This is a genomic window from Methylobacterium sp. E-041, assembly GCF_022829665.1.
Classification (GTDB): Bacteria; Pseudomonadota; Alphaproteobacteria; order Rhizobiales; family Beijerinckiaceae; genus Methylobacterium.
This window is the reverse complement of sequence record NZ_JAKSYQ010000097.1, coordinates 1-11,585: the sequence shown is the minus strand read 5'-3', so window position 1 is coordinate 11,585 and position 11,585 is coordinate 1. Positions and strand designations below refer to the sequence as shown.

Annotated in this window: 9 protein-coding genes and 2 pseudogenes; 9 read left to right on the top strand and 2 right to left on the bottom strand. The window is 67.4% G+C overall.

The annotated features are described in order from the left end of the window. From MKK70_RS09850 to MKK70_RS09840, 3 genes and pseudogenes are all read left to right on the top strand, one after another. Positions 1–226 (top strand): annotated as a pseudogene (locus tag MKK70_RS09850) (methyl-accepting chemotaxis protein); the annotation flags it as partial. Between the two features lie 406 nt (positions 227–632). Continuing rightward, entirely contained in the window at positions 633–1,298 is a 666-nt protein-coding gene (locus MKK70_RS09845; RefSeq protein WP_243947314.1) for a response regulator, read from the top strand. Then, positions 1,295–2,677: an ATP-binding protein gene (locus MKK70_RS09840; protein ID WP_243947311.1), complete on the top strand. Its 1,383-nt coding sequence runs from the start codon at positions 1,295–1,297 to the stop codon at positions 2,675–2,677. Before MKK70_RS09845 ends, MKK70_RS09840 begins: the two co-directional genes overlap by 4 nt. Here the strand turns inward: MKK70_RS09840 and MKK70_RS09835 are convergent. Beyond that, entirely contained in the window at positions 2,661–3,008 is a 348-nt protein-coding gene (locus tag MKK70_RS09835) for a cytochrome c (protein WP_243947309.1), read from the bottom strand. The genes MKK70_RS09840 and MKK70_RS09835 overlap by 17 nt on opposite strands. A 15-nt stretch (positions 3,009–3,023) precedes the next feature. Then, entirely contained in the window at positions 3,024–4,082 is a 1,059-nt protein-coding gene (locus MKK70_RS09830; RefSeq protein ID WP_243947307.1) for a molybdopterin-dependent oxidoreductase, read from the bottom strand. Positions 4,083–4,860: 778 nt separating this feature from the next. Between MKK70_RS09830 and MKK70_RS09825 the strand changes: the two are divergent. From MKK70_RS09825 to MKK70_RS09800, 6 genes and pseudogenes are all read left to right on the top strand, one after another. After that, positions 4,861–4,968, top strand: a pseudogene (locus tag MKK70_RS09825) (peptide ABC transporter ATP-binding protein); the annotation flags it as partial. 403 nt (positions 4,969–5,371) lie between these two features. Then, positions 5,372–5,812: a hypothetical protein gene (locus MKK70_RS09820; RefSeq protein WP_243947305.1), complete on the top strand. Its 441-nt coding sequence runs from the start codon at positions 5,372–5,374 to the stop codon at positions 5,810–5,812. 182 nt (positions 5,813–5,994) lie between these two features. After that, entirely contained in the window at positions 5,995–6,516 is a 522-nt protein-coding gene (locus MKK70_RS09815) for a hypothetical protein (RefSeq protein ID WP_243947303.1), read from the top strand. A gap of 2 nt (positions 6,517–6,518) precedes the next feature. Further along, on the top strand, positions 6,519–6,959 hold the full coding sequence (locus tag MKK70_RS09810) for a DUF421 domain-containing protein (RefSeq protein ID WP_147724779.1): 441 nt from the start codon (positions 6,519–6,521) through the stop codon (positions 6,957–6,959). Positions 6,960–7,153: 194 nt separating this feature from the next. Then, a complete protein-coding gene (locus MKK70_RS09805) occupies positions 7,154–10,126 on the top strand; it encodes a response regulator (protein WP_243947301.1) in 2,973 nt (990 codons plus the stop codon). Between the two features lie 116 nt (positions 10,127–10,242). Next, positions 10,243–11,585: MHYT domain-containing protein (locus MKK70_RS09800; RefSeq protein ID WP_243947299.1), on the top strand; the 1,343-nt coding region annotated here is incomplete at its 3' end.

Here is an 11,585-nt window from a genome sequence, read left to right as displayed (position 1 = left end):
CGTGGAGCAGCAGGGCGCGGCGACGCAGGAGATCGTACGCAACGTCAGCCAGGCGGCTGTGGGCACGGCGGAGGTAACCGGCAACATCACCGGCGTGGCGGGCGCGGCCGAGGAGACCGGCGCGGCGGCGACCCAGGTGCTGGGCGCGGCGTCCGAGCTATCGCGTCAGTCCGAGCACCTCGCGGCGGAAGTCGATCGTTTCCTCGCGACCGTCAGAGCCGCCTGAGGTAGAACCTCACGACTGAGGCGCTCTGGCCCACGTTCAATCCCGACTTTGACGTCCGCGTCTGCTCCTTCTCGGCACAGAGGCGGACGGGGTGTCTCACGCCGAGCCGCCGTTCGGCTTGCGACCCATTCCGGTCGTAGAAGTCGGTCATGGCGACACCGCGGAAGCGGACAGCCGCCTCGTTGCCCGTCCGACGAAACGTCGGTCCAAGATGTACCTATTCGGAAGCAGCTCTTTCATCGCGGGAGAGCCGAAGGCGTAGCGTGTTCTTGAGCGCGCCGCGGAGGCATGACCGCAGCCTACAGCCGGATTCCGCGGACTGAACCCACAAAGTTGCCCCAAGCCGCCGCTAGCGTGGTACCTCGGCGCGATCGCGGCACATGCGCAACCCTGAAGCGAACGTTCGGTGCGCATCCTCGTTCTCGAAGACGACCCCGTGCTTTCGGACGGCCTGGTCTCAGGGTTGTCGTTGCATGGCATGACCGCGGACTGCGTTGCCACATGCGGGGACGCGATGTCGATCTTCGATGCGACGCATTACAGCGCGGCGATCTTGGATTTGATGCTGCCCGACGGCTCCGGACTGGACGTGCTAAGCCACATTCGCGCGCGGGACAACGCCACACCGGTCATGGTCCTCACCGCGATCGACGCCGTCGCCGACCGGATCGCCGGGCTCGACCGCGGCGCGGACGACTACATGGGCAAGCCGTTCGACCTGGGCGAGCTCGCAGCCCGGCTTCGTGTCATGATCCGGCGGGCGGCAGGACGCGCCTCTGCAACCTTCGCGTGGCGCGACCTCACGATCGACTTGAGCAGCCGGTTGGTGGCGCGGGCGGGCGTCGCGCTTAACCTTTCGCGCCGGGAGTTCGCCTTGCTGGAGGCGCTGATCGAGCGGCCCAGCCGTGTGTTGTCCCGAAGCCAGCTGGAAGCCCGCCTCTACGGCTGGAACGAGGAGATCGGCAGCAACGCGCTTGAAGTTCATGTCCACAATCTGCGCGCCAAGATCGGACGGGACGCGGTCGAGACCGTGCGCGGCCTCGGCTACCGCATCCGGGAGGAGCGTGCGTGAACTCCCTGCGCATGCGCCTGTTCGTCACCCTGGTCACGGCAACCGGGCTGGTCTGGCTCGCCGCCATCGCCTGGACCTATGTCGACAGCCGCGCCCAGTTCGAGAGCATCCTCGACCGCCGCCTCATGGAGGCGGCCCGCATGGTCGACAGCTTGTTCACGCCGGCGCGGGCGGGGGCCGCACGGCAGGTGGCCGGAAACGGCGACGCCCTTGCGCGGGTAGTGCGTTACGACCGTCATCTCAGCTGCCAGATCTGGTCCCTGGACGGGCGCCTGATCGGCGCCTCGGACGGGTCGCCGGATCCGGTCTTGTCGGACCAGCACGAAGGGTTCTCGAACCGCGTGGTCGAGGGTCAAGCTTGGCGTGTCTACGCCCTGTCCGACCCGGCCAAGGGCTTCCGCATCCTCGTGGGCGACAATCTCGGGCAGCGGCGGCAACTGGAGCACGGCTTGGTCGAAAGCCTGCTGCTCACCGCCGGTTGCGTCCTGCCGATCCTGGCGCCGCTCATCTGGCTCAGCGTCGGCCGGGGCCTGCGGCCGTTGAACCGCGCGACCCGCGACCTCGCCGCCCGGGATGCCGACAACCTGGAGCGGGTCGAGACCGGCCGAATGCCGTCGGAGATCCGGCCGCTGGTCGATGCGCTGAACCGGCTGTTCGGTAAGGTCGCGGCTGCGCGCGAACACGAGCGCGCTTTCCTGGCCTATGCGGCGCACGAGTTGCGGACGCCGCTGGCCGGCCTGAAGACGCAGGTTCAAGTGGCCATGCAGGCGCCCGGCGCCGCCATGCGGGATGCCGCCCTCGCCCAGACCCTGCGCGCGGTCGATCAATCGGCACGCCTCGTCGAGCAACTCCTGACGGTTTCGCGCCTCGACAGCGGCGGGCGCCCAGCCACCATCGCCTGGATCCCCGTGGAGGAGCGCCTGCGCGATCTGCTTGCAGGGATGGGCGGCGTGCCGACGTCGGAGCGCGTCGCCTTCGCACCCGCCCTCATCGAGCTTGAGATCCAGATGGACGAGGACCTGTTCGACCTCGCCATGCGCAACCTGATGGAGAACGCCCTGTCGATGACCCCCCCGGAGGGGGCGATCACCTGGGATGCCGCGCTCGGCGCGGATGGAAGCGCCACCCTGTCGATCACCGACGAGGGACCCGGCATTGCCGAGTCGGAGCGCGCCCTGGTGATCCAACGCTTCGTGCGCGGCAGCCAGCGGGCGAAGCTCGGCAGCGGCCTCGGCCTCTCGATTGTCACCATGGCGCTGATGCAATCCGGCGCCCGCCTGCACCTCGACGGACGGGACGGCGGCCCCGGCCTCAAGGCGAGCGCGATCTTCGGCCCCGGGCTCGCCAGGCGTGCTCCGCCCGCTACGGCTCGCCTTTGACCCGGGCGAGGTAGTCGACGATCACCCGCGCATCCTCCGGCGTGATCGGAGCCTTGTAGGCGGTGATCATCTTGTCGACGACCGCATGCCACTCCTCCCGCGAGAGGGCGGGCTGGTTCAGGGTGTGGTCGGCGGAGTGACAAGCCGTGCAGTTCGACGCGATGACGTCGGAGCCCGGCCCGGCGGGGAAACCAACATCGTCGCCGAAGGGCAAGTCGATTTCGGGCGTCGGGCGAAGCTCCAGCGGCGCGGCGGCGAAGGCCGGCACCGGGCCGGCAAGAAAGCCGGCAATGAGGCCGGCCAGCAGGGTGGGGCGGAGGGATCGAGACATGGTCGCGCTCACCCCTCAGGCCGCCACGAGGTCGAGGGTCTCGACCTGGTTCGACATGTACCCCCCCGGGTTCCAGACGCGCCGCATCGGCTGCATCACCCGGTCGGTGTTGATGCAGCGGGCCATCACGGTGTGCGCCCCGCGAGCGGGGAGGCTGATCGTGGCCTGCCATTGCCGGAAGCTGTAGGTGCCCTCATCCTTGCCAAGGGTCGTGGGCTGCCAGGTCCGGCCGCCATCGAGCGACAGGTCCACCGCAGCGACCCCGCGGTCGCCCCCGAAGGCGATGCCGCGCACCGGTTGCGGCACCCCGACCGGGACGATGTCGCCCGGCTCGAGGTTGGTCACGAATGCGCGGGGCAGGTTCCGGGTGATCGGGATCATGCCGAAGCCCTTCTGCCCGGGCTCGACCGTGTAGTGGGGCGTATCCGGCACCCGGTAGCTCCGGGTCGTCCAGACGCTCGGGTCGGGGTGGTCTGTCACTTCGATGTCGTCGAGCATCTTGATCCAGTAGACGGCTGACCAGCCGGGGACGATGAGCTTGAGCGGAAAGCCGTTGAGCATCGGCAGTTGTTGGCCGTTCATCGCAAGGGCCAGCATGACCTCGCCGTCGCGGGCGTGATCGATGTCCAGAGCCTTCACGAATTTCGGTGCGTCAGGCAGCTGCGGCTCATCGAGGCCGCCGAACTGCACATGGGTGGCCCCGGCCTTCACACCGGCGCGATCAAGGACATCCTTGAGGCGCACACCGGCATAGAGAGCGTTGCTCATGGAGCCGTTCGCCCATTGGGCACCCGCGACCCGGGGCTGCGCGTAGAGACGCGAATTGCCGGCGCACTGGCTGACCGCCGCGATCTCGAAGCGCGGCAGATCGTGGATCAACTCACGCAGCGACAGCGCCTGCGACCGCTCGACGAGGCCGTGGAGCTTCAGGGCGAAGCTGTCGGTGTCGATGCGAGTCGGGAAGGTGGCCCAATGCCAGCTGACGAAGTGCTGGTCGTTCGGGGTGAACACGCCGGTGTCGAAGACCTCGAACGGCGTCTCCAGCCAAGGCGGCCGGGTGCGCTGGACGATCATACGCCCCTTCTCGGGATATAACGTAGTCATGGGCCGGGTGCTCGGGCCGCCCGGGACATGAAAATCAAAGGTGTCGGCGCGAGCTCGGCCGGCGAGCAGGCCCATCCCGCCGAGGGCGGCGGCCGACAGGAGGCCGCGACGGCTCGGAGACGATAACGTGGTGTGTTGAGGCATCGAATCCAAAGTTCCGCTGAGCCGGAGCCCAAGAGGCCGGCGCAGGGTCTCCGCGCCCCTCAGCTTAAGGGCACCTTAAATGCGCTGCGGCTCGTCTTGGAACGTGGATGGGTGAAGCGAGGCGTGAGGCTAGTCGCACCAACAGCCGAGCCGCGTTTTCGATTGTAAATCGCAGACGTCAGCCTCGGTCGACTTGGTGGCCCAATCCCAGAGCGCATGCCTAAGGAGTGCGAGGAGGATCGTGAATGGGCGCGACAGCGTCTGCTTCTTCGAACTCTCGCTCAAAAGCGGACGGTCGCCAATCCACCCAACCACGCCATCCAGCATCGCCGCTTTGCGCCAAGAGCGGAAGTTGGCCTTCGGCCGGGTAGCAGGCAGGGTATGCGACCGTCCGGTATCGACCCTTCACAGATCCTCGGAAGGTCCACTTCGTGGCAGCTTGGTGGAGGATCACCAAGTCCGGGTCGGGTGGTTTTCTGCCAGTCTGCTTTTGAGCGTCAAACTTCAGAGGCGGACGTTCGACATTTGGCAGGTTTTGGCCGTAAGACGCTGGTCCGTTTCAGACGGAGTCCGCCGGAAAAGGTGACGGTGGTGTAGCCGACAGATCTATTTCACCGACCGCGGCGTAGTCGTCGAGCACGGCCCGTTGGCAACATTTGTTGCCTCCGCTCAGGACGAGCGAACGCGATGGTTCTTCTCGCAAGCCCTCTGACTGACCTTTGCGGGGCATATCAAAATCAAGACCCGGTTCCGCCCGCCGATTAGGTCGCCAGCAAGTTCTCATCGGCGATCGGCACACAGGGGCGGGCACTGTTCGCGCAAGGCAAATCATCGAGCTGAGCCTGCAGGGGTGCTTCCGCCGGACCATCGACGCCAGAGGACTCCGTTTCGCGATGACAGTCCCGATCCGATGAGCGGTCGGGCCGGGTCGCCGGCGCTTAACGGAGGCTGAACGGCGCGGTTCAGGATGAGTTCGAACCCTGGCCCTAGAGAGCCGTCAGCCCCGACAGGGGCCGATGCCAGTCTCCACCGGCATCGCCAGGAATTGGCCCCGTCCAGGTACGCCGGGCATCCCGTGGCCCAGGCCGGCACACGACACTTGAGGAAGACTCGACATGAACGACATGCAGACCATCACCGGCACCGTCTGGGCCGTCTTCGGCCACCGCTTCGCCATCGATGGCAAGGAAGGACGCATCCTCGCCGACCTTGGGCCGAAGGGCGCCGAGGTCATCGCAATCGCCCATGGCGACACAGTTACGATCACGGGCGAGCCCAAGCCCTCGGAAATCAAAGTGACGCTCATCACCCTCAAGGACGGCACCGTCTGCGAGATCGCGTGGCCGCCGAAGCTTCACACGGAAAAGGCGAACCAGACCCCGGCCGATCCGGCGGCGGTCCTCGCGGCGGTCAAGGCCGAGGGCTACGCCGTCGCGGGAGAGCCTCGACGCAAGCCGAAGCACTTCGAGATCGTAGGCGCCAAGGACGGCATTCGCCACGAGATCCACGTCGAGCTCTATGGGAAGATTCGGACGGCCAAACCGCTCGCCGCCTGAGAGACCGAGCCGGATCGCAGCCGCATTCCGGCGGTCGTGATCCGGTTTGCCGACCCGAAGGAGCGATCACGTTCCCGCGTCATCCCAGATAACGCCGCACCTGCAGGGAGCCAACGGCAGGTCCGACGACTTGGCTCCCGTCCCGGGCGGTTCCGCCCAGATCCGTGCCCAAGGAAAATATCTTGGACGTCATCCATCCCGACCCGCCGATGCGCGAGGAGATCGCGCGCGGCTTCTACCCGGCGTTCGAGGGACGTTGGCGGCGTGCCGAGATCATCGGCCGTTGGGCCATGGTCGCATTCGTGGGCGCCTCCGTCCTCGGAGCGTTCGGGCAGGGGCTGTTCAGCGAGCGCGAGGCTGCCAACGCCGATGCCTCGATCAAGCTCCGCTACGAGGCGGTGGTCCGCTTCGGTGCTCCGACCAAGGTCCAGTTCGACACCCGCGTCCCGCCCGGCGGCGATAAGGTCGCCGTGACCATGGCAAAGGGGCTGGCCGACCATTTTGGGTTGGAGAGCATCATCCCGCGTCCTTCTGTCTGGGAAGCCGGCGCCGACAGCATCCGCATGGAGTTCCCCGTCGTGAAGGGTCAGGAACGCGTCACCATCCTGTTCGCGGGCTCGCCCGGCTTCCGCGGCAGCATCCATCTCTGGGCACGGCTGGATGCAGGCGAGACCCTGCCCTGGTCGCAGTATTCGGTGCCGTAGGCATGAGCACCGTCTTCAAGGCCGCGGCCGCCTACCTCGTCGTTCTCTTCGTCATCCGCCTCATCGGACGCCGGACCGCGAGCCAGCAGGCCCCCATCGACATGGTGGTGCTGTTCCTGTTCGGCGGTATGAGCGTCAGCGCGGTGCTCGGCGACGACAAGTCGTTCGTCGGCGCGATGAGCGCGATCTTCACCGTCGGCCTCATGCACGTGGCCGTCTCGTGGCTGAAGCTGCGCTACGTCTGGTTCGAGCGTATCTGCGACGGCACGCCCATCGTCGTCTACCGAGACGGCGACTGGGACGAGACCCAGATGCGGCGCCTGCGGATGCAGCAGGCCGACGTGCGCACCGCCGCCCGCCAACAGGGCCTCGATGACATGGATCAGGTCGCCGTTGCCATCGTCGAGCGGGATGGGAAGGTCTCGGTCATCGAGAAGGACTGATCCCCGGCGGCTGCTCCAGGGCGTGACCCGTCGCTCCGGAACAGACGCCAATCAGGGACCACTCGAAGACGTGACCGGGACGGGCGGGCAACCACCGCACGGTCACCGTGTTGTCGAGGGCACCCGAACACCGCATCGCGTCATCCCACGGCCTTGCGTCGGCGAGCCCATCCGTTCCCATGAGCGAGCCGCACATGACCGACGATACGCTCCCACCCGAAGTCGGCGATGCCCGTCGCCTGGACGCACTCCGAGGGTACGGCATCCTCGATACGCCTCCCGAGAAAGGGTTCGACGACATCGTCGAGCTGGCCCGAATGACCTGCTCTGTCCCGGTCGCCCTGGTCAGCCTGGTCACCGGCGACCGCCAATGGTTCAAGGCGCGGTTGGGCTTCGCGCCTTGCGAGACCTCCCTGGACAAGTCGGTCTGCGCGCATGTCCTCGGCTCCCCGGACCTGCTCGTAATCGCCGACCTGTCGCTGGACTCCCGTACCAGGGACAATCCCCTCGTCACGGGCGAACCGTACCTGCGCTTCTACGCCGGGGCGCCGCTGGAGGCGGCCGACGGCGAGCGTCTCGGCAGCCTGTGCGTGATCGACCTCGCGCCCCGCCCGGAGGGCCTCACGGATCGGCAGGCGGTAGCCCTACGCGCGCTGGCGGGGCAAGTCATGTCCCAGATGGAACTGCGCCGCTCGGTCGCCGAGCGCGAGGGACTTCTTTCCGGCCAGGCCGCGCTGATCGCGCAGCAGAACGCCCTGATCGCCGCCCAGGCCAGCGTGACCCGGGCGGCAGGGGACCGTGGCGTGATCCTCGATACCCTCGTCGGCGGTGTCATGGCGGCGGTCTCCCAAGCCGAGGGCGCAGTGATCGAGCTCCGTGAGGGCGACGACCTCGTCTATCGCTCGGCACGCGGTGCGCTCGAACCCCATGTCGGGCTGCGCATCCCCATCGACGGCAGCCTCTCGGGCCATTGCTTGGCGACCGCCAAGCCGGTGCTGTGTCCGGACCTCCTCGTTGACCCTCGCGTCCGTCGCGACCTCGTCGGCCCGCTCAACGCACGCTCGGCAGTCTGTGTCCCGATCCTCCGTGGGGACGCCGCCGTCGGTGTCCTGAAGCTACAGTCCAGTCGTCCCGATGCCTTCACCGGCCTCGACCTCCACGTCGCCACCCTGTTCGCCGGCACCATTCCGGCCGGGTTGGCGGAAGCGGGCGAGGCGGAGGCGCGCCGTGGGATGCGGGCCGGCGAGGCCACCCTCCGCACGGTGATGGAGACGCTGCCCGTCGGTGTCCTGATCGCCGAGGCTCCGACGGGCCGCATCGTCGGGCACAACGCCCGGGCCACCGTGATCCTCGGGCATGATGTGGTCTCAGATACGTCCGCCGACCGGAAGGACCGCTGGGTCGGGTTCCATTCTGACGGATGCCAGGTCGAGCCCGGGGATTGGCCCCTCGACCGCGTGGTGCATGCCGGCGAGTCGCGCGCGGATCTTGAAATCGACTACCGCCGCGGCGACGGCAGCCGTGCCTGGGTCGGGTTCTCGGCGGCGCAGATGCTCGACGCTGATGGTCACCGGGTCGGTGCCGTCGTCGTCGTCACTGACATCGACGGGCGCAAGCGGAGCGAGCTCCAGTTGGCCGCCGCCAAGGAGGCTGCCGAGGAGGCAAACCGGGCCAAAAGCGAGTTCCTCGCCAACATGAGCCATGAGCTGCGCACCCCGCTCTCGGCGGTGATCGGCTACTCGGAGATGCTGCAGGAGGAGATGGAGGACGGCGGCCACGACGACCTGCTTCCCGACATGCGCAAGATCGAGGCGAACGCGCGCCACCTCCTCGGTCTCATCAATGACGTGCTCGACCTGTCGAAGATCGAGGCGGAGCGGATGGAGACCTACGTCGAGGACTTCGCCATCGACGCGATCGTCCGCGACGTCGCCTCGACGGTCGAATCCCTCGTCGCCGCAAAAGAGAACGTCCTCACGCTGGACCTTGCCGATGACCTCGGCGAAGCGCGTTCCGACGTGACCAAACTGCGCCAGTGCCTGATCAACCTCTTGAGCAACGCCGCCAAGTTCACGGAAGGTGGCCGGATCACCCTGAAGGCCGAACGGGGCGAACGCGACGGCGAGAGTTGGCTGACCTTCCAGGTGAGCGACACCGGGATCGGCATGAGCCCGGACCAGCAGGCGCGCCTGTTCGAGCGCTTCACCCAAGCGGATGCCTCGACGACGCGGAAGTTTGGCGGCACCGGCCTCGGGCTGTCCATCACCCAGGCGTTCGCATCCATGCTGGGCGGCGATATCAAGGTGGCGAGCGAGGAGGGTCGAGGAACCACCTTCACCATCTCGGTCCCGGCCCGCATCGCTGGCACCAACGACCAGCCGGCAATGGAAGCGGATGTCGGGATGCCTCTATCCGACGATGTGTGCGGCAAGGACGTCGTCCTCGTCGTCGATGATGATCCGGCGACGCGTGATCTCCTCACCCGCTTCCTCGAACGCGACGGGTTCAAGGCCGTCGCCGCCGTCGACGGGCGGGAGGGCCTGGAGATTGCGCGGACTCTGAGGCCCCGGGTTATCCTGCTCGACGTGACCATGCCGCAGCTGGACGGCTGGTCGGTATTACGAGAACTCAGGGGAGATCCAGAACTCGGCAACACGCCCGTAGTCATGGTCACAGTGCTGGACGAGCAGAACCTAGCCTTCTCCCTCGGAGCCACCGACTACCTGCAGAAGCCGGTGGACTGGGACGAGCTTCAGGGGGTGATGGACCGCTTCCGACCCCGGGACCACGAAGGCCCGCTACTGGTCATCGATGACGATGCCGACACACGGGATCGTATGTCGACCCACCTCACCCGGGAAGGCTGGCGGGTCGTCACGGCCGAGAACGGCAAGGTCGGGCTCGGGGTCGTCGCGACAGTGCAACCCTGCCTCATCCTTCTCGATTTGATGATGCCGGAGATGGATGGCTTCGCGTTCCTCGCGACCCTGCGGGCCAAGCCGGAATGGGGTTCGATCCCAGTCGTCGTGCTGACGGCCAAGGACGTCGACGTGAACGACCGGCGGCGTCTGGCCGGACGGGCCGACAAGGTCCTCAGAAAGGGCCAGGTCGGTCTCGACGACCTCACTAGGCTGCTGCGTTCGGTGGTTTCGCCAAGCCCGGCCTGATCCTTCGAGAGCCATCGCGCTGACGGCTCGCAAGGTCTTGCGCTTCCGGGCCGAAAGATTGTCCCAGGAACGCTGCCTTTCGGTGCTACGGACCCCGTGCCCCCACCGGACATCCTATGGCCCATACCGGATACAACCCGCTACTCGTCACGCTGTCCATCGTCATCGCGGTGTTCGCGTCCTATGCGGCGCTGGACCTCGGTGCCCGCGTCCGGCGTCCGGACGCCGGTGCACGCTGGGCCTGGGGCGCTGGCGCGGCGGTGGCGATGGGCGGTGGCATCTGGTCGATGCACTTCGTCGGCATGCTCGCCTTCGAGATGGGAATGGCGGCGGCCTACGATCTCGGACTGACGGTCCTGTCACTGCTGATCGCGGTGGGTGTCACGGCCGGCGCCTTTGCCTGGGTTGCACGCCGGGGAACGGGTGCGGGCTCGTTGCTGGTCGCGGGCCCGCTTATGGGCCTTGGCGTGGCGGCGATGCACTACACCGGCATGGCGGCGATGCGCGTGCCGGGCAACCTTGCCTACAACCCGGCTGTGGTGGCGGTCTCGGTCGTCATCGCGGTCACGGCTGCGACCGCAGCCCTGTGGCTTACCTTCCGCCGCAATCGGCCCTGGCAGAAACTCGCCGCCGCCTGCGTGATGGGGCTTGCGGTCGCTGGGATGCACTACACCGGGATGGCCGCGGCGACCTTCACCGCGCAGGAGAGCGGCGCCCATGCGGCCCACGTAGCCACCCTGGCGGCGGGCCAACGCGACCTCGCCCTGGCGGTCGCCGGCGTTACCTTCCTCATCCTGTTCCTGGCGATGATCGCTTCCTCGCTCGACCAGCGTCGGGTGCAGCGACGCCTGCACGTCAGCGAGGCGCGCTTCCGATCCGCCGTCAGGGCCGTCAACGGCGTGATGTGGACGACCGACGCCGCCGGGCATTTCGTCGAGGAGCAAGCAGGGTGGGCGGAGATCACCGGGCACACCCCAGAGCAGTACATGGGCGCGGGCTGGGCGAAGGCGATCCATCCCGAGGATCTCCCGGCGACGATCGCGACCTGGACCGACGCATTGCGAGCCGAGGCCCCTTACACGGTCGAGCATCGCGTGCGCACCGCCCAGGCGGGCTGGCGCCGCTACGTGGCAAGGGCAGTGCCGGTGCGCGATGCCGACGGCGCGATCCGGGAGTGGGTGGGCGTCCATGAGGACATCACCGAGCGGCACGCGTTCGAGGTGGCGCTCAAGGAGGCGCGGGACGCGGCCGAGGAGCACAGCCGGGCGAAGAGCCGGTTCCTGGCCAACATGAGCCATGAGCTGCGCACGCCGCTTTCGGCCGTAATCGGCTACTCCGAGATGCTCGAGGAAGAGGCGGAGGAGCTCGGTCAGGAGAGCCTCCTCAAGGATCTCGGAAAAATCAAATCGAACGCCCAGCACCTCCTCGGCCTGATCAACGACGTGCTCGACCTGTCGAA

Excerpts from the sequence above, each read along its gene's own strand:
- MKK70_RS09835 (WP_243947309.1), bottom strand. The coding sequence starts at position 3,008 with ATGTCTCGATCCCTCCGCCCCACCCTGCTGGCCGGCCTCATTGCCGGC.
- MKK70_RS09830 (WP_243947307.1), bottom strand. The coding sequence starts at position 4,082 with ATGATCGTCCAGCGCACCCGGCCGCCTTGGCTGGAGACGCCGTTCGAG.
- MKK70_RS09820 (WP_243947305.1), top strand. The coding sequence starts at position 5,372 with ATGAACGACATGCAGACCATCACCGGCACCGTCTGGGCCGTCTTCGGC.
- MKK70_RS09810 (WP_147724779.1), top strand. The coding sequence starts at position 6,519 with ATGAGCACCGTCTTCAAGGCCGCGGCCGCCTACCTCGTCGTTCTCTTC.
- MKK70_RS09805 (WP_243947301.1), top strand. The coding sequence starts at position 7,154 with ATGACCGACGATACGCTCCCACCCGAAGTCGGCGATGCCCGTCGCCTG.